Consider the following 17,116-nt stretch of genomic DNA (forward strand, 5'->3'; position numbering starts at 1 on the left):
GAGAATCCAGCGACTGGCTGAATGCGTGCAAGGGAGGGCTCCGCCATGCGGGGCTGTTCCTCGGTGGGGCAGCGATGCTCCTTCTCAGTGGCTGCCAGCTGGAGCTGCTATCCCCGAAGGGCGACATCGGGCACCAGGAAAAGACGCTGATCCTGGTCTCGCTGTTCATCATGCTGCTGGTCGTGGTGCCGGTCATTTTCCTGACGCTGTACTTCGGCTGGCGCTATCGCGCCTCCAACACCAAGGCAACGTATGCGCCCAAGTGGGCGCACTCCACCCGCATCGAGGTGGTCATCTGGACCATCCCGTGCGTGATCGTGGCCGGCCTGGCGGTGCTGATCTGGAACACCACCCATTCGCTGGATCCCTACAAACCGCTTGAGTCGAAGGTCAAGCCGATCCGCGTCGAAGCCGTGGCGCTGAACTGGAAATGGTTGTTCATCTACCCGGACTACGGCATCGCCTCGGTCAACCGGCTGCCTATACCCGTCGATACGCCGATCAATTTCAGCATCACCGCGGAATCGATGATGAACTCCCTGTTCATCCCGCAGCTCGGCAGCATGGTCTATGCCATGGCCGGCATGGAGACCAAGCTGCACCTGATCGCCGACACGCCGGGCACCTACGCGGGGCTGTCCGCGGCCTATAGCGGCCCCGGCTTCTCCGACATGCATTTCGACACCGTGGCCACCTCGCGCGAGGCATTCGACGCGTGGGTACGGCAGGCCAGGCGGTCGCTGCTGACGCTGGACGAGAAGGCCTACAAGACGCTGGAGCTGCCGAGCACCAAGGAGCCGGCGACGGTCTACGCGGGCGTTGCGCCCGGCCTGTTCCAGAACATCGTCAACAAGTACATGCATAGCGATATGCGCGCCAATATGCGTGGCGATGTGCGTGGCGACGTTTGCACAGCCCAAAGCCCCCCACTGGCTGCCAACTGATGAAGCCAATGAATCCGCAATACATGCAATACATGCACTGCATGCAACACACGCAACGCCACCGCGCCGCGGCCACGGAGCACTGATCCATGTTCGGCAAATTAAACCTCGAGGCGATTCCGTACCATGAGCCCATCATCATGGGTACGCTGGTCGCCGTCATTCTGGGCGGCATCGCGCTGCTCGGCGCCGTGACCTACTTCGGCAAATGGAAGTACCTGTGGACCGAGTGGATCTGCTCGGTCGACCACAAGCGCATCGGCGTGATGTACATCATCATGGCGCTGGTCATGCTGCTGCGCGGCTTTGCCGACGCCATCATGATGCGCGTGCAGCAGGCGATCGCTGTCGGCGATGCGGCCGGCTACCTGCCCCCGCACCACTACGACCAGATCTTCACCGCCCACGGCGTGATCATGATCTTCTTCGTGGCGACGCCGTTCATCCTCGGCTTGATGAACGTCATCGTGCCACTGCAGATCGGCGCGCGCGACGTAGCCTATCCGTTCGTCAACTCACTCAGCTTCTGGCTGGCGGCAGCGGGCGCGGTGCTGGTGATGATGTCGATGTTCGTCGGCGACTTTGCCGCCACGGGATGGGTGGCCTATCCACCGCTGTCCGAGCTGGGATACAGCCCGACGGTGGGGGTGGACTACTACATATGGTCACTACAGATATCGGGCTTGGGGACCACGCTCACCGGGATCAACTTCATCGTCACCATCCTGCGCATGCGTGCCCCGGGCCTGACGCTGATGAAGATGCCGGTGTTCACCTGGACCGCGCTGATCACCAACATCCTGATCGTTGCCGTGTTCCCGGTGCTGACCGCCACGCTCGCGCTGCTCACCGCCGACCGCTATCTGGGCATGCATTTCTTTACCAATGAGCTTGGCGGCAACGCCATGATGTACGTCAACCTGATCTGGGTCTGGGGCCACCCCGAGGTCTACATCCTGATCCTGCCGTGCTTCGGGGCCTTCTCCGAGATCATCTCCACGTTCTCCGGCAAGCCGCTGTTCGGCTACAAGTCGATGGTGTACGCCACCTCGTCCATCGGCATCCTGTCGTTCTTCGTCTGGCTGCATCACTTCTTCACGATGGGCTCGGGCGCGAACGTCAATGCCTTCTTCGGGATCATGACGACCATCATCTCGATCCCGACCGGGGTGAAGCTGTTCAACTGGCTGTTCACGATGTACCGCGGCCGCATCCGCTACCACTCCTCCACGCTGTGGACGATCGGCTTCATGGTGACCTTTGCCGTGGGCGGCATGACCGGCGTGCTGCTGGCCGTGCCCGGCGCGGACTTCTTGCTGCACAACAGCCTGTTCCTGGTCGCGCACTTCCACAACGTGATCATCGGCGGCGTCATCTTCGGCTGCCTGGCCGCGATGAGCTTCTGGTTCCCCAAGGTGTTCGGCTTCACCCTGAACGAGCGCTGGGGCAAGATCTCGTTCTGGTGCTGGCTGGTGGGCTTTTACCTGGCCTTCATGCCGCTCTACGTGCTCGGCTTCAAGGGCATGACCCGCCGGATGAACCACTACACGCACGCAGACTGGCAGCCCTACCTGATCGTGGCGCTGTGCGGTGCCGTGATCATCGGCGCGGGCATCGTCGCCCTGCTCGTCCAGCTGGCCGTGAGCGTGCGCGACCGCAAGCACAACCCCGACCTCACTGGCGACCCGTGGGATGGCCGCAGCCTGGAGTGGGCCACGGCCTCGCCGGCGCCCTTCTACAACTTCGCCCATGTGCCGCACATCACCTCGCTGGAGCAGCACTGGGATGACAAGGAGGCCGGGCGCGCCTACGTGCGGCCAAGCCACTACGAGGACATCCACATGCCAAGGAACACCAGCGCGGGGGTGATCGTCTCCGCGTTCGGCCTGGTGCTGTGCTTCGCCCTGGTCTGGCACATGTGGGCGGTGGCGGCCCTGGGCCTGCTGGGCGTGATCGGCACCTTCATCGCACGGACCTACAACCGCGACGTGGACTACTACGTCCCGGCGGCTGAAGTCGAACGCATCGAAAACGCGCGCTATGCGCAGCTACGCAAGGCGGCTTGACCCATGAGCTACACAGTCATTCACAACACGCACGAGCACGTGGCGCACGACGACGGCTCCAAGACCACGCTGGGGTTCTGGATCTACCTGATGAGCGACTGCCTGATCTTCGCCGTGCTGTTCGCTACCTTCGGGGTGCTCGCCGGCAATACGGCAGGCGGCCCGGGCGGCCGCGACCTGTTCGAGCTGCCATTCGTGCTCGGCGAAACCATGCTGCTGCTGGTCAGCAGCTTCACCTTCGGCGTGGCCATGCTGAACATGCAGCCCGGGCGGGAGCGCCAGGTCATCCAGTGGCTGGGCGTCACGTTCTTGCTCGGCGCGGCCTTCATCGCCATGGAGCTGTATGAGTTCGCCGAGCTGCTGCATGCCGGCGCGGGGCCGGGCGTCAGCGCGTTCCTGTCTGCCTACTTCTCCCTGGTGGGCACCCACGGCCTGCATGTGAGTTGCGGCCTGCTGTGGATCCTGGTCATGATGCACCAGGTCAAGCGCTTCGGGCTGGATGGCGTGACCCGGCGCCGCCTGGCCTGCCTGAGCCTGTTCTGGCACTTCCTGGACCTGATCTGGATCTGCGTGTTCACCTTTGTCTATCTGCGAGAGTTTGTATGAAGACCGCCCACCTCCCCACAGGATCCGCTGCGCACGCCGCGCATGGCAGCATGAAAGGCTATGTGATCGGCTTTGCGCTGTCGCTGGCGCTCACCCTCGCGTCTTTCGGCGCGGTGATGGGAGGGTTCGTGCCGAAGGGCATGGGCCTTGCGGCCATCGTGCTGCTGTGCGTTGCGCAGCTGGTGGTGCAGCTGGTGTTCTTCCTGCATATCGGCACGTCTGCGGACCAGCGCATGAACACCGCGATTTTCGTCTGCACCGGGCTGCTGATCGCCATCATCGTGGCAGGCTCGCTATGGGTCATGCATAACGCCAACGTCAACATGATGCCGATGGATATGTCGCCGGAACGCGCGCGTTTGCGCGACTAGGACCACGGCGCGGCCGGATCTCGCGTTATGCGGATCCGTGGTTTGATCCCCTCCCGCTTCGTGGGCTTCGTGGGCTTCGTGGGCTTCGTGGGCTTCGTGGGAGAGGGGAGCAACCCAGCGGTGAATCCACACTCACTGAAGCCTGGCGACCCCGGAAAGCTAGATAAGCAGACCGCCGGCGGCCGCCGCGCTCCTGGCCGCGGGCCAGTGACGGGCATTTTGAAACCGCGTAGTCCGGTCGCCGAGCATGCTGGCGCCCCCCTCCCAATAGACCCAGCTCCGGCCTCTTCTAAGGCGGTCCAGATAGGCGTCTTCAAATCCGGCTGGCACGCGATGGGCGAGTGAGGCCAGCGCGCTTTCGTCGACGCCAAGCGCACCAGCAAGCCTGAACTTCCCCCCAGACAGGCCATCCGCGATTCTCAGGTCCAGGTAAGGCACGAATAGTCCGGTGCGGCGCAGCGCCGCCGGCATCGCGGTGGTCCATACCTGGATGCCAGCACGCAATGCACCGAGCGCGAGCGAGAACGCCCGCTCGTTCCTGGCCATCAGCACACGCCCGCTAAGCATGCCATCCACCAGTTCCTTGCCTGCGCCAGTGAATGCCAGCGGTGCAAGCGAGGCGCGGTCGGGATGGCCTTCGCTCAGAAGCGCAAGGCAAGCCGCGAGGCCGCTGGCGCTCTGCTCACCATGACTTAAAACCGGACAACGCGGATCGGATTCGGAAAGCAAAACCAGCACATCGGCGGCGTGGCGCGGCGACGCCAGCACGATACGGTCATAGGCGAGACCGGCGTCTCGCATGCACAGTTCAAGCGCGGTGCAGGCCGGACATCCGGCCAATACAAATAACTGGTACTTCATGGCTGCGGCGATTTCCCCTGGCGTCGACAATGACGCGCGTCCAGGGGATGTTGCCGCACCGCAGCAATGCAGAACAGGAGCAGAAGTACACTATTTGGAACGGAGCAGGCTCGAATTTCACCGAGGCTTTATCCGGGCACCCGCAGCGCGGCATTCAGCTGGTCAACGACCTCCGCCCAGTCAGCATCTTCCAGGATTTCCTCCCGCAGCAACGTGGCCTGCGCGGGCGTCCAGAAGGGGGCGTCGGCAAGCACGACGTCGGGGGCCAGGGGAGAATGCGCGGCCAGGAATTCACGGATGCCCTTTTCGTCGGCAGGCAGGCCCAGTTGCGCAAACAGCTCGGAAAAATGGTGGAAGGCATTGTCCATGGCGAGCGAACCTCCTGCGGTGAAATGCATCACTGTTTAAATCACTGTTTGATCCTGCACGCTGAGAGGGATTCAGCCCCGCGCAATCCGCTTGGCCATGCTCCAGCGATGCACCTCCGAGGGACCATCGTAGATCCGGAAGGCGCGCATGTCGCGGAAGATGCGCGCGACGATGGTTTCATCCGTCACCCCGCTGCCGCCAAGCACCTGCACGGAACGATCCACCACCCGCCACAAGGCCTCCGAGCAGTGCACCTTGGCCAGGCTGGACTCATCGCGCCCCTTCTCGCCCTGGTCCAGCACCCAGGCGCAGTGCCAGATGGTCAGGCGCGCGGTGTGCATGTCCATCTCGTTGTCGGCCAGCATGAACCCCACGCCCTCATGCTCCACCAAGGTCCGGCCAAACGCGCGGCGTTGCCGCGCATAGTTGACCGCGATGTCGTGCGCGCGCCGGGCCGCCCCGAGCCAGCGCATGCAGTGCGTCAGCCGCGCCGGGGCCAGGCGCAGTTGCGCGTAGCGGAATCCTTCGCCGAGCTTGCCGAGCACGTCGCTCGCCGGGACTCGCAGGCCATCGAAGCGCACCACGGCATGCCCGCCCGTGAAGCACGTATCGAGCGCATCCATCTGCCGCTCGATCGCGACACCGGCCTGGTTCATGTCAGCGAGGAACATGGTGGCCGAGCCGTCTTCCATCCGCGCCATGATGATGGCGAAGGTGGCGCCGGTGGCGCCCGTGATAAACCACTTCCGGCCAGTGATCACGAAATGATCGCCATCGCGCACCGCCGTGGTTTGCAGCATCGACGGATCGGCTCCCGCGCCTGGCGCCGGCTCGGTCATGCAAAAGCACGAGCGCGTGTGCCCGTCGATCAGGGGCTGCAGCCAGCGCGCCTTCTGCTCCGGCGTGGCGACCAGTTCCATCAGGTGGATGTTGCCTTCGTCCGGCGCATGGATGTTCATCGCGACCGGCCCCAGCGGCGAGTAGCCCGCCTCTTCAAAGACGATGGCCTTGTCCCGGTGCGAAAGCCCGAGGCCTCCGGCCTCCGTGCTGGCGTGGGGTGTCAGCAAGCCCGCTGCCCTTGCCTTTTCCACCAGGTCCGCGCGCAGGTCCTCGGTTGGGCCATGCGGCGTTTGCCGGGGATCGCGCTCCATCGGCATGACCTGGTCAGCAATGAACTGGCGGGTACGCTCCTGCAAATCCCGTTGAACGGAAGTCAGACTGAAGTCCATTGGCTTGCCTCGTGTTGGTTCGTGGTGGTTCGTGTTCTGGTTGGGCCGATGCGGCCACTGGTAGAAATTCTAGTGCAGGATTATCCGCACGCCACCTGGCGCCCGAGTTGCGTATCGTGCACTGCGCAACGGCACGCCATGCCTTCTGTATAATTCGACTTCTTTCAGGCAAACCTTCCGCTTCAAGCGGCTTGCCATCAAGCGGCTTGCCAATCACGCGGCATCGCCTCGGGCGCTCCGATCGATTCCCATCTTGATCGCCAGCGCGGCCGTCCAACACCCTGATCGTCGACCCCGGTCACCCGCCGTCTGGCGAAGCATGGCAATCCACGCGAACCTGTTCGATTGCCTGCCCGGCTAGCCGATCAGCAAAGTTCTTGTCCTATGAGCAAACTCCCCAAGCTCGCGCTGAGCCTTGTGCTGGTTGCGCTATTGCAGCTGATCCCCACAGCGCTCCCGAATGCAGCAACGGCAGTGGCAGCCACAGCCGCCGACACCACCTCGAATGCGGACGCGCCTGCCGCCAAGCCGCTGTCGCACGCGGATGCCGTGGCCGAGCTGAAACGGCTCCAGACCGAACAGGACCGCATCAAGCAGCTGGCGTCGTCGCCCACCAGCGGCACGCAGCTCGAAGGGCTGGATGACGCCATCCACCAGCTGGCAAGCGACGTCGACAAGCTGACCGCGGCGCTCACGCCCCAGCGCGCGCAGTTGCAGGCACAACTCGACGTGCTCGGGCCGCCACCCGCCGCGGGCACCACGCCCGAGGCGGCTGCAGTCGCACAGCAGCGGGCAGACCTGAATGCGCGCAAGGCCCAACTGGACAGCGGACTCAAGCAGGCCGCCGAGGTCAAGGGCAATGTCACCAACCTGACCGAGCAGATCGCCAAGCTGCAGCGCAGCCGCTTGAAGAACCAGCTCGCGCTGCAGTCGGCCGGCATCCTTAGCAAGCAATTCTGGGAACCGTTGTTCGCGCCAAGCCCGGAGGACCAGCAGCGGCTGAGCGCTTTCAAGGGACAAGTCACGCCGTTGTGGGACCTGGCCTGGCAGCCCGGGCGGCAAGCGATTACCGCGCTACTCCTGCTACTTGCGATCGGCGTCTGGACCATCGGCCGACGGTTGATCGAGCGGGCACTGGCGTGGTTCTGCCTGACACGCTTGCCCGAAAGCCGGCTGCGGCGCAGCGCGCTCGCGCTGGCGACTGTGCTCGCGACGGTTGCTGCGACCGCCATCGCGGTACAGCTCGTGTGTATCGCGTTCGCCCCGCACTACGAGCTGCCGGGGCAGGTGCAAGACCTGATCAGCGAGCTCGGCAAGCTAGCATTGACGAGCGCGCTGATCGCGGGCCTGGGACGGGCATTGCTGTGCACGCGCCATCCCTCATGGCGCCTGCCGGCGCTCGCCGACAAGGTCGCGCTGGCGATGCGTCCTTTCCCGACCGCCCTCGCGGGCCTGCTACTGATTGCCGGCACGCTCGAGCAACTCAACCGGACCGCGGATACGAGCCTGCAGGTGACCTTGCTAGGCCGCGGCCTGGTGTCGCTTGTGGTGGTGCTGACAATCGGCGCAGCGCTGCTGCGCGCCAACCGCGTGCGCACGATGCTAGCCGCGGCGGGCGAGCGGCCTGAAGCGCGCTCCACCTTCGCCGGCCTGATTCACGCTGGCGTGACGGTGACGGTCGTCGCCTCATTGCTGGCGCTGCTGATCGGCTATATCACGTTCGCGCGCTTCCTGACCTATGAGCTCGTGTGGATCGACATCGTCCTGTGCAGCTTGTACCTGTTGACGCAACTGACCCGCGACGTCTGCGAAAGCGTGTTCAGCGCGCACCATCCAAGCGGCAAGGTCATCAAGCAATTGTTCGGCCTCGGGGACAGCCATCTCGAGCAAGCGTCGACGGTGCTGTCGGGGATCGGCACCAGCCTGCTGCTCCTGGTGGCGGTCATTGCGCTGCTGACCGGCGGCTTCGGCACCACGCCGAGCGACCTGCTCAACAGCCTGCTGACGATGCTCGGCGGGGAGCGGCTGCGCAGCCTCAACATCATGCCCGACCGCATCCTGAACGCTGTCATCGCGTTGTCGGTCGGCATCTACCTGCTGCGCTCGGTGCGGCGCTGGCTGGATGCGGAACTCCTGCCGAAGGTCTGCATGGAAGCGGGCCTGCGCGCCTCGCTCGTGACGCTGTTCAGCAACATCGGCTACGTGCTGATCGTGTTGCTGACGCTATCGCTGCTGGGCGTCAGATGGGAAAACCTGGCCTGGATCGTCAGCGCGCTGTCCGTCGGCATTGGCTTCGGCCTGCAGGAGATCGTCAAGAACTTCGTGTCGGGGCTCATCCTGCTGACCGAGCGCCCGGTGAAGGTCGGCGACATGGTGAGCATCGGCGGCGTGGAAGGCGACATCAAGCGCATCAACGTGCGCGCGACGGAGATCCTGCTGGGCGACCGCTCCACCGTGATCGTGCCTAACTCGCAGCTGATCTCGCAGAACCTGCGCAACGTGACGATGAGCAACAGCACGCAAGGCGTCGCGACGCTGCTGCTCACCTTCCCGTTGAACATCGATCCCGAACAGGTGCGCGAACTGCTGCTCGACTCCTATCGGGAGAATGAGGCGATTCTCGACAAGCCCGCGCCATCCGTCACGTTCAGCCAGCTGGCGCCGAACGGGATCACGCTTAGCGTGACGGGCTACGTAGGCAGCCCGCGGATCGCCACCGCGACCAAGAGCGACCTGCTGTTCGAGATCCTGAAGCGGCTGCGCGCGGCCGATATCTCGCTGTCGGTCCCGCAGACGTTGCGGGTGGAGAATATGGCCGCGCTCGGCGTGTAACGCGTTGGCTGGCTTCAGGCCCGATTGCCGGCCCTTGCCAGTCCCTGGCAGCCTGTCAAGGACTAACCAGCGCCACCCTATCCTGCACGCCATGCACGCGCTTGGCGCCCATGGCTTGCTGCACGACATCGCCGATCATGTCGGCGGTGACCGCCGACAGCGTCCACCCCAGGTGGCCGTGGCCGGTGTTGTAGAACACGCAGGACGCACGGCCCCGGCCCACGCGCGGCAGCATGGTAGGCATCATCGGCCGCAGGCCGGCCCAAGGCACCACGCTACGCGTGCTGACACCGGGGAAGCACTGGTTGACCCACTCCACCAGTGGACGGATGCGGTCGGCGCGAATGTCGCGGTTGTAGCCGTTGAACTCCGCCGTGCCCGCCACGCGGAAGCGGTCGACGCCCAGGCGGCTGGTGACCAGCTTGGTCTCATCGTCGAGCAGGCTGACGACGGGCGCGGCAGCCTGGCTTTGCGCGTCGTTCAGGTTGACCGTGATCGAATAGCCCTTGACCGGATAGATGTTGACGCGATCGCCAAGGCTGGCGGCCAGCGCCCGGCTGGCGGTGCCGGCACAGACCACCACGCCGTCGAACACGCGCGATTCGGTCTGCTGGCCGTCGCTGCTGACGATGGCGACCTGCCGGCCATCAGTGCTGACCGACTGGACATCCTGGTTGTACAGGCATCGCACGCCCAGGCGGTCGATCGCCGCGGCCATGCCGCTGGTGAACTTGTGGATGTCGCCGGTGGAATCGCTCTGGGTGAAATAGCCACCGTAGTACTCGCCGGCCAGGGTCGGCTCGATGGCGCGCATCTCTTCCGGTGTGACGGCATGGCGCGCAAGGCCGCCCTCGGCCAGCAGCTTCGATACCCTGCCAGCGTGGTCGAAGCCCGCCTTGTCGCGATAGATGTGGAGGATGCCCTCCTTCTTCAGGTCGAAATCGATGCCCTCGGCCGCGGCCCAGGCGAACAGGTGGTCGCGCGCGGCAATCGCCAGGCGCGTCGTTTCCACGGTGTTCTTGCGGTATTGGGGAATGGCGGCGATGAACTCGGCGAACCAGGACAGCTTGTGCCAGCTCGGGCGCGGGTTGACCAGCAGCGGCGCATCGCTCTTGAGCATCCACTTGATGCCCTTGAGGATGGTGGACCAGTGGGTCCAGACTTCGGCGTTGGAGGCGGAAAGCTGGCCGCCATTGGCGAACGAGGTTTCCATGGCGGCATAGCGGTGTTTTTCGAGCAGGGTGACCGAGAAACCGCGCTTGGCGAGTGCGTAGGCAGTGGTCACGCCAGTGATGCCACCACCGATAACGGCAATTGTTCTCATCTCTTTGGTTCCAGGACGTCGAGTGGGAGCCTCTTGCGCGACATGCGCGAAAGACGCCCCCTCTGTCCTTGACCTGAGAGATTCACGATGCGCCACTTTGGGGTGGCGCGGATCGCTTGCTCCTTCGGTACCGCCGGCTGACGAGCGCCGGGGTTCTTCAGAGTTCAAACGTGATATCGGTCCTTTTGCCTGAGAGTTTCCGGGGCGGTTGCTCCTTCGGCGCTGCCTGGCAGCATGGCCAGGCGGTCTCTCCCGATATCAACTTTGCGTCGCGGCCGTTGGATGCCTGCCTGCTTTACCAAGCGAGTCTCCGGCGGCGCGATGCAGAACTTTAGCATTAGTCATGTCCGCGTGAGGAACTTTTTATTGCCCGCTCAAGGAGAACCTGTCAGGCGGCCGAGATGCCAGGTCCGAACAGGGCGTTGATAACAGGGCGTTGATATTAGCGGCCTTTGGCATCGGGGACTCCGGTCTGGTCGACAGTGCCGCCCCCGGTGCCTTTGCGCGGCCCTCCCGTGCAGCCCGTCGGGTTCGGCCTTCCCTGCGCTCTCCGACGCCGGCTTCACGACGCAGTCAGACGCCTCTGAAACACGTGGATCCCCCTAATATTCAAAGTACAAGTTACGAGAAGGCATTTCCTACAAAGCGAGCCGCGCAAGCCGTACCCTTGTCGAGGCACCGCGCATGATCTGCTGGCCCGACGCGCGTCCGGCGCGCCCGCCAGCAAGATCTTGGGCTTGCTGGCAAGCTAGCACAAACGAGGAATCCGACCTTCTCAACCACGAAGGGGCCCGAATGAAACTCACGATCACCCTTGAGTTCACCCCGGCTGCACAGGCCGCAGCCAGAGACATCGACCTGGACCTGACACCGCACACCGGCGCGCTAACGCCGGTGATCGGCGACCTGATCCAGTTCCCGGGACAACCAATCATCTTTGTGGTCATCGGTCGCATGTGGCAGCCACGCGCCCCGGACAACGTCGAGCTTCGCATCATGCTCGATCTGTCGCCTGCGCCGCTGTCTGTCGTATGAGGGCGCTCCAATTCTCGAAAGGCGTTTGCAGCGGCAACAGGGCGACTGTTTCCTACTGCATCGCACAAGATGCAGCAGATTCGATTCCTGGAACACCCCTGCTTTGTTTGAGGAAAGCTATGCCGTATGCCGGCCTTAAACGTGCGGGCATTGGTTGGCTCAAAACAAAGGAGTTGTCGAGATAGGGAGAGATAAATTACCAGAGATAAGTCAGCGAGTCGAAGCGCAACCACACCCGCCAATCATCCCGGTCGGCCGGATAATGTGAAAAATCTGTTAAATCTGATGTTATTTCGGAATGATTGTTATCTGTCGGACTTTGACATAGATTGGACTCTGAGGATTTTTTCCTCTCCCGACTGTACGCTCCCCGTGTATGAGTCTCGGCACCAAAAGGCGCGGCACCACCGCGCCTTCTTTTTTTGTCAGCGTGCCGCCTCGGGGTCAGAACCATCGGATTGCAACTTTTACACCCAACGCGTCACCATCGCCTGCCTGCATGCAGTCACTCTGCATTTCCCGTTCGCACCTCGCGCCGCCGCCTTGCCAGGGCGCGTTTTTCTTTAGCATGCGGCGACGGGCACCAGTGTTTGGGAGACGAGCTTTTGGGCGGGGGTGGCGGATTTCAGAAATGTTAATCGTCACTGTCAACGGCAATATGGTCAATCTCTCGCTTCGCGGCTCGATATGCATCATCGATCGCAATATCTTCCGAGGCTGCAGGCTCCCGAGTGTTTTGCCTGTGTCCGTGCCCACGGATGACATACGACCAGTCCCACCGATCACCCGCGACCCTTATCGTCTGGATGGAGATATCCCGGCCTTTGTACTTGAAGTCCATATGTGCCTCGCCGGATTTCGGAGGACCGCAGCACGCTGCGTGGTTGACCCGGATGGGGATACGGCGCGCGAATCAGAGAGCGCCTGGGTTCGCCCGGCCTTCGTCTATCAGCTTCTCGGCATAGTCGCGCGCATGCTGCCACGCCTCGCCTTCGGAAAAGTACTGCCCAGGCACAGGTTCGTGCTCGAAGATCTTGATCGAGCTTCCGTCCGCCGCTTTTGCACAGATCGTCACCTCGCCCTGCCAAGGTCCACCGGTTGGCGACGTTGCGCTAGCCTCATACCAGTGATCTTTGTAGTACGTGAAGCCTTGGAGATCCATAGCCTTCTCCAGTTGTTCAAGAGAATCGTAGCACGGCCCAAGGACGACAATCGGCTCCATTTCCGTCGTGGTTCCTGCCCTCGGATATAAACCGCTCCCACGCCCCGGGAGTGCCAGGTAACCCTGCGCGCGGCAATCAGGGGACGAAAAACGCCTCGCCGCACAGAAGGAGATGCGGCAAGGCGAAGGAAGGTTGAGAGGAACCTCCCAAGGGATCTTTAGAATGCATGCTAGTTCTCGGCGCGAACGTCTGCTAACGCACATGACGCTGATTCGCTTTGGACAGATGTTCATTGCACGGCTGTGCGTAGGCATTGGCGAGGCGGCCTATGGCAGTGTGGGCATCGCCGAAGTGCCTGAAACCTCGCCAGAGGCTGTACGAACTCCTTGCGGCGCCCTCCATGCTCTGCGCCTATGCGGGCAGCGCGCTGCAGTTGCTCGTCATGGGGGCGCTGCTGGCATGGATGTCCAGCTTCCTTTCCCGCTACTACGGCTTGGGAACCGATCGCGCGGGCCTGGTCGCGGCGATGCGACCAGCGCAGCATGGTTGGCGTTGCCGCAGGCGTGCGCCACAAGTTCTGACCGCACCGTAGCGGGCTGCCCGACGCTCGCCTTGGCCGCCGCCGCGCTGCGGGTTAGCCAGCGGCTTTTTTAGCCATCTGAGCGCCGCCCCTGCGCGCGCCACGCCGACACACTGCACCCAAAGCGGCCACTGAACCAGCGTGAGAACGCGCTCAGCGACGAAAAGCCGAGCAGCGCCGCCACTTCGGAAAGCGGACGCTCGCCGTTCTCGATGTACCGGATCACCAGGTCGGCACGTGCCTCGGCGAGGACTGCCAGGTAAGTCGTATGTTCCTGCTCGAGCCGGCGGTGCACGGTCCGCCGGTCGACGCTCAGGTGCTGGGCCACACGCTCGACTGAGCACAGCCCCGTGGGCAGCAGCGCATAGACGAGCTTGCGCACCTTGTCGGACATCGTGGCGGCCGTCGACTGCGCCAGCAGCGTGCCGAGATAGCGCTTCACCTGCTGTGCCATCACCGGGTCATACGAAGGCAAAGGCGCCTCCAGGTCCGATGCGAGGCAGACAATGCCATCAAAGTCCTGGTTGAATGCCGTGGGCATGCCGAACACCCGTGCGAACGTGGCCGTGCTGGCGGGCGCGGCATGCGTGAAACAGATGCTGCGCGGGCGCCACGACTGCCCCAGGAACAGGCGCAGCATGCGGAACATCACGCCGACCGCCAGGTCACTGGCCTGGCGCAGCGTACCGGGCTGGTCGCTTAGCACCTGCAGCCGGATCATCACCACGCCGTCGCCTTCCTCCATGCGCATGGAAAGCGCCTCGTTCTGCAAACCCATGTAGCGGACCATCGACTCCAGCGCGCGGCGCAGCGTCGGCTCCTCGCGTACCACAAAGGCAAGCGGCCCCAGGTTGGAGAATTCGCGCAACTCAGCCATGCGCAGGCCGAAATCGTCCACCTTGGCTGCCCTCGCCGACGTGTCCAGCAGCCGGCCAACCGATGCCGCGGGTATCCGGATATCGGGATCCAGCAAGACCGAGCGGCTGATCTTTGCCGCCCGCAGGTGCTGGTATGGATCCAGGTCGACGGCGCGCGCCACTTCAACGTAGTTGGTAAGGCTGGCGCTGCGCAGATAGTAGGACATTAGTCGAACACCGTGTTTTCCCTGGCTGTCCCAAAATGTAAATCGGATGTCCCGAATAGTCAAATCGGAACACGGCGTTCACCGATACTCCAGGCATGGCAGCTCCCTTGACAAGCACAGCCCAGCCGGAGGCGATTTATGCAATTCCTTGACGATTCCCTGCATCCCGAGAACATGGACAAAGTGGTGATCACCGTTGCCCCTTATGGCCCGGAATGGATGCCCCAGGACTTTCCCGAGGACATTCCCGTCACCATGAAGGAACAGGTTCAGAAAGCCGTTGACTGCTACAACGCGGGCGCCACGGTGTTGCACCTGCACGTGCGGGAGCTGGACGGCAAGGGCTCCAAGCGGCTGTCAACATTCAATGAGCAGTGCGCGCGCTTGGCACGAGAGCTGGGCCGCGAGATCGCGAGCGGCCCCGAGGCGCGCGAGATCTACCGCATCGGCACCTGGTATGACAGCGCGCAAACCACGTTGGCGGCCAACGGCATGGTGCCAAACCGCACCGCAGGGCAGAAGGACCTGCCGCTGCGCGCGGCTGCCTGACGCCTTGCCGCCGGGCCGGCGCGGTGGCTTCGCGCTGGCCTGCCGTCTACCCCAATTCCTCAGGTTGATGAACCGGGAGCCAGTGATGAATCACCCCAACCCCGTTGGCGATCCATGCATCAATATCTGCCGCATGGACCTGGCCGGCCGTTACTGCCAGGGCTGCAGCAGAACACTGCTCGAAATCGGCCGCTGGGATCAGATGACCGCCGCGGAACGCACGCAAGTGCTCGCGGCAGCGCCGGGCCGTCGCCGGCAGCATAACCCTTCGGGAAGACTGCCATGAACTACCCGGATTCCCTGCTGGTCCAGGTTGACTTTGACTTGATCTGCCCATGGTGCATGATCGGCAAACGCCATCTTGAAGCGGCACTCGCCCGGCTTGGCCACGAGCGGGCCGATGTCGCCGTCACGATCGAATGGCGAAGCTGTCCGCTGCTCCCGGCGATACCGCCCGCCGGTATCCCGTACCGCAACTTCTATCTTGCGCGGCTGGGCAGCGCCGAAGCGCTGGCCAGGCGCCAGGCGCAGGTATGCGCCGCGGCGCGCGAGGCCGGCATCGCGCTGGAGCTTGACCGCATCGAAACCCTGCCCAACACCGTGCTTGCGCACCGCCTGATCCGCTTTGCCGCTCAGTCCTGCGGACGGGCAGCCGCATCGGCGCTCATCGACAGGCTGTTTGAAGGCTATTTCCTGCACGGGGAAGATCTCGGCGATCCGCGCGTGCTGCACCGAGCGGCCATCGCCTGCGACATCCCGATGGCGCAAGCGTCGGAAGCCGCCGCAGGCATGAATCTGGACTGGCTGCCGGCGCTGCGCGAAGCGGATGCGCTACCACCACGCCCTGGCCTTGGCGTGCCTAACATTGTGCTCAACGGCGTCCAGGGCATCTCCGGCGCAAGACCACCGCAAATATTGCTCAAGGAGATGCATCGGGCGCTCGCCCGCGCCTTGCCAGAGATCGGCGGGGCCTAAGCGAACCGATACAGCGCAGTGTGTTTGGGCCAGGTCCGGCAGCGGTGGAGAACCCTCGCGGACACTAGGAGGCAACTGGAAACAGCACAACCCTCGACGCTAGACCGAGGCAGCTCCTCGACGAATCGTTTGTCATGCGGTAGCCAACCCGCGCATATCAGAATGATCAACCGTCGAAGAACCGCCGGGCCTGGCCCAAACACACTGGACTATCACTATGAACAAGGAACTCAGCACTTGACTCGGTCAATACATATCAGTGTCCCGTTCCGCTGATTCGTTCGCAAAGTCTGTTGAGCTTGGAGCAGGAATTGTAGGTTGGGGGAAGTGTGCGATGTGTATTGCTTGTGGCCCGCTGACGCGGGGGTGTCTCTTTAGGGCGGGGTTTTGATGCTTCTAGCTGCTGTCGCGGCTGGGCGGTGTTGGCCGTTTTAGAACGTGTGAGATGTCACTTTTCTTTACTCGTAAAGAAAAGTAACCAAAAGAAAGCGATCCTTGCAGGAGGCTGGCGTGGCGTCATTGGGAACCCCAATGGTTTCGTCGTGCGGCCCCGGGTTCTAATGACCTCGTGCCGTTACCAGTTTAGATCATCACGACGCTGCCAGTGCCCAGGGTTTCGTGGTGGCCCCCACCGGTAGCCACCACCACGAATTTCAAGCCGTCTGTCGCTCGCAGCGCGGGCAGCCACGAAGTTGCAGGCGTCCCGTTTTCGTCGTGGGCGCGGTGGCACCGAGGAATAAATCCGATGGTATCACCATCGCGCCCCACCCCACCACGAAACCATCACGGCGTGATATATCGTGGTGCTTCGCACCGGTACCGGCAGATGGGCGAGTGGGCAAGGATGCCGCTACCGGGGGCCTCACCACGAAACCAGCGTCATTAAAAGGATCGTGGCCATTTAAACCGGTAACGGCACGAGTTAATTAAAACCCGGGGCCTGACGACGAAACCATTGGGCTGCGCAACCCCGACAAGCCAGCCTCCTGCAAGGATCGCTTTCTTTTGGTTACTTATATGAACGCGCCCCGCGTTTGCCAGGTAAATCATCTCATGATGCTCGGCGAGGATTTGGTTGCAGCCTTATATCCGGCCTCATGCAGGTCAAGCCTGCGGGCCCCTATGGAA

General features: G+C 63.1%; 14 protein-coding genes, 2 pseudogenes and 1 riboswitch. Of the genes and pseudogenes, 10 read left to right on the forward strand and 6 right to left on the reverse strand.

The features are described 5' to 3' along the window. The first annotated feature begins 74 nt into the window (after window positions 1–74). From cyoA to cyoD, 4 genes are all read left to right on the forward strand, one after another. On the forward strand, window positions 75–944 hold the full coding sequence (gene cyoA / locus ACYP5B_RS33480; RefSeq protein ID WP_400096171.1) for a ubiquinol oxidase subunit II: 870 nt from the start codon (window positions 75–77) through the stop codon (window positions 942–944). Window positions 945–1,033: 89 nt separating this feature from the next. Further along, complete coding sequence (cyoB, locus tag ACYP5B_RS33485; protein WP_400096170.1) at window positions 1,034–3,010, forward strand: cytochrome o ubiquinol oxidase subunit I; 1,977 nt, start codon at window positions 1,034–1,036, stop codon at window positions 3,008–3,010. Between the two features lie 3 nt (window positions 3,011–3,013). Continuing rightward, on the forward strand, window positions 3,014–3,616 hold the full coding sequence (gene cyoC / locus ACYP5B_RS33490; RefSeq protein WP_400096169.1) for a cytochrome o ubiquinol oxidase subunit III: 603 nt from the start codon (window positions 3,014–3,016) through the stop codon (window positions 3,614–3,616). Continuing rightward, on the forward strand, window positions 3,613–3,987 hold the full coding sequence (gene cyoD / locus ACYP5B_RS33495) for a cytochrome o ubiquinol oxidase subunit IV (protein ID WP_400096168.1): 375 nt from the start codon (window positions 3,613–3,615) through the stop codon (window positions 3,985–3,987). The genes cyoC and cyoD overlap by 4 nt, the downstream gene beginning before the upstream one ends. A 159-nt stretch (window positions 3,988–4,146) precedes the next feature. Here cyoD and ACYP5B_RS33500 read toward each other — a convergent pair whose 3' ends face one another. The 3 genes from ACYP5B_RS33500 to ACYP5B_RS33510 all read right to left on the reverse strand — a co-directional run bounded on the left by ACYP5B_RS33500 (window position 4,147) and on the right by ACYP5B_RS33510 (window position 6,446). After that, entirely contained in the window at window positions 4,147–4,755 is a 609-nt protein-coding gene (locus ACYP5B_RS33500; protein WP_459572490.1) for a hypothetical protein, read from the reverse strand. A 221-nt stretch (window positions 4,756–4,976) separates the two neighbouring features. Beyond that, window positions 4,977–5,216: a DUF2789 domain-containing protein gene (locus ACYP5B_RS33505; protein WP_400096166.1), complete on the reverse strand. Its 240-nt coding sequence runs from the start codon at window positions 5,214–5,216 to the stop codon at window positions 4,977–4,979. 72 nt (window positions 5,217–5,288) lie between these two features. After that, the gene (locus tag ACYP5B_RS33510) at window positions 5,289–6,446 is read right to left on the reverse strand and encodes an acyl-CoA dehydrogenase family protein (RefSeq protein ID WP_459572491.1); all 1,158 of its coding nucleotides are present in this window, start codon (window positions 6,444–6,446) and stop codon (window positions 5,289–5,291) included. Between the two features lie 384 nt (window positions 6,447–6,830). Here ACYP5B_RS33510 and ACYP5B_RS33515 point away from each other — a divergent pair, with 384 nt between their 5' ends. Next, window positions 6,831–9,278 carry a DUF3772 domain-containing protein gene (locus tag ACYP5B_RS33515; RefSeq protein WP_459572492.1) on the forward strand — a complete coding sequence of 816 codons (2,448 nt, stop codon included), beginning with the start codon at window positions 6,831–6,833 and terminating at the stop codon, window positions 9,276–9,278. Between the two features lie 55 nt (window positions 9,279–9,333). Here the strand turns inward: ACYP5B_RS33515 and ACYP5B_RS33520 are convergent, their stop codons facing one another. Next, window positions 9,334–10,602 carry a D-amino acid dehydrogenase gene (locus ACYP5B_RS33520; protein WP_400096163.1) on the reverse strand — a complete coding sequence of 423 codons (1,269 nt, stop codon included), beginning with the start codon at window positions 10,600–10,602 and terminating at the stop codon, window positions 9,334–9,336. Between the two features lie 167 nt (window positions 10,603–10,769). Next, window positions 10,770–10,867, reverse strand: a riboswitch (glycine riboswitch). A 530-nt stretch (window positions 10,868–11,397) separates the two neighbouring features. Between ACYP5B_RS33520 and ACYP5B_RS33525 the strand changes: the two genes are divergently transcribed. Then, complete coding sequence (locus tag ACYP5B_RS33525) at window positions 11,398–11,637, forward strand: hypothetical protein (RefSeq protein WP_318232178.1); 240 nt, start codon at window positions 11,398–11,400, stop codon at window positions 11,635–11,637. Window positions 11,638–12,550: 913 nt separating this feature from the next. On the opposite strand, the gene ACYP5B_RS33530 is transcribed toward ACYP5B_RS33525, so the two are convergent. Continuing rightward, window positions 12,551–12,859: a hypothetical protein gene (locus ACYP5B_RS33530; protein ID WP_318232179.1), complete on the reverse strand. Its 309-nt coding sequence runs from the start codon at window positions 12,857–12,859 to the stop codon at window positions 12,551–12,553. Window positions 12,860–13,076: 217 nt separating this feature from the next. On the opposite strand from ACYP5B_RS33530, the pseudogene ACYP5B_RS33535 reads away from it, so the two are divergent. Then, window positions 13,077–13,329: pseudogene (locus ACYP5B_RS33535) on the forward strand (hypothetical protein); the annotation flags it as partial. Between the two features lie 121 nt (window positions 13,330–13,450). Here ACYP5B_RS33535 and ACYP5B_RS33540 read toward each other — a convergent pair. Further along, on the reverse strand, window positions 13,451–14,464 hold the full coding sequence (locus ACYP5B_RS33540; protein ID WP_400096162.1) for an AraC family transcriptional regulator: 1,014 nt from the start codon (window positions 14,462–14,464) through the stop codon (window positions 13,451–13,453). Window positions 14,465–14,602: 138 nt separating this feature from the next. Here ACYP5B_RS33540 and ACYP5B_RS33545 point away from each other — a divergent pair. From ACYP5B_RS33545 to ACYP5B_RS33555, 3 genes and pseudogenes are all read left to right on the forward strand, one after another. Continuing rightward, window positions 14,603–14,836: pseudogene (locus ACYP5B_RS33545) on the forward strand (3-keto-5-aminohexanoate cleavage protein); the annotation flags it as partial. 262 nt (window positions 14,837–15,098) lie between these two features. Further along, a complete protein-coding gene (locus ACYP5B_RS33550) occupies window positions 15,099–15,299 on the forward strand; it encodes a DUF1289 domain-containing protein (protein ID WP_459572494.1) in 201 nt (66 codons plus the stop codon). Further along, a complete protein-coding gene (locus ACYP5B_RS33555; RefSeq protein WP_459572495.1) occupies window positions 15,296–15,988 on the forward strand; it encodes a DsbA family oxidoreductase in 693 nt (230 codons plus the stop codon). Before ACYP5B_RS33550 ends, ACYP5B_RS33555 begins: the two co-directional genes overlap by 4 nt. Window positions 15,989–17,116: the final 1,128 nt, after the last annotated feature.

The sequence above is a fragment of the Cupriavidus sp. 8B genome, assembly GCF_054589115.1.

What these genes read in the sequence shown, in the direction of transcription:
- ACYP5B_RS33530 (WP_318232179.1), bottom strand. Translation starts at nt 12,859, where the DNA reads ATGGAGCCGATTGTCGTCCTTGGGCCGTGCTACGATTCTCTTGAACAA.
- cyoB (WP_400096170.1), top strand. Translation starts at nt 1,034, where the DNA reads ATGTTCGGCAAATTAAACCTCGAGGCGATTCCGTACCATGAGCCCATC.
- cyoA (WP_400096171.1), top strand. Translation starts at nt 75, where the DNA reads ATGCTCCTTCTCAGTGGCTGCCAGCTGGAGCTGCTATCCCCGAAGGGC.
- cyoC (WP_400096169.1), top strand. Translation starts at nt 3,014, where the DNA reads ATGAGCTACACAGTCATTCACAACACGCACGAGCACGTGGCGCACGAC.
- ACYP5B_RS33520 (WP_400096163.1), bottom strand. Translation starts at nt 10,602, where the DNA reads ATGAGAACAATTGCCGTTATCGGTGGTGGCATCACTGGCGTGACCACT.
- ACYP5B_RS33510 (WP_459572491.1), bottom strand. Translation starts at nt 6,446, where the DNA reads ATGGACTTCAGTCTGACTTCCGTTCAACGGGATTTGCAGGAGCGTACC.
- ACYP5B_RS33525 (WP_318232178.1), top strand. Translation starts at nt 11,398, where the DNA reads ATGAAACTCACGATCACCCTTGAGTTCACCCCGGCTGCACAGGCCGCA.
- ACYP5B_RS33515 (WP_459572492.1), top strand. Translation starts at nt 6,831, where the DNA reads ATGAGCAAACTCCCCAAGCTCGCGCTGAGCCTTGTGCTGGTTGCGCTA.
- ACYP5B_RS33505 (WP_400096166.1), bottom strand. Translation starts at nt 5,216, where the DNA reads ATGGACAATGCCTTCCACCATTTTTCCGAGCTGTTTGCGCAACTGGGC.
- ACYP5B_RS33550 (WP_459572494.1), top strand. Translation starts at nt 15,099, where the DNA reads ATGAATCACCCCAACCCCGTTGGCGATCCATGCATCAATATCTGCCGC.
- cyoD (WP_400096168.1), top strand. Translation starts at nt 3,613, where the DNA reads ATGAAGACCGCCCACCTCCCCACAGGATCCGCTGCGCACGCCGCGCAT.
- ACYP5B_RS33540 (WP_400096162.1), bottom strand. Translation starts at nt 14,464, where the DNA reads ATGTCCTACTATCTGCGCAGCGCCAGCCTTACCAACTACGTTGAAGTG.
- ACYP5B_RS33555 (WP_459572495.1), top strand. Translation starts at nt 15,296, where the DNA reads ATGAACTACCCGGATTCCCTGCTGGTCCAGGTTGACTTTGACTTGATC.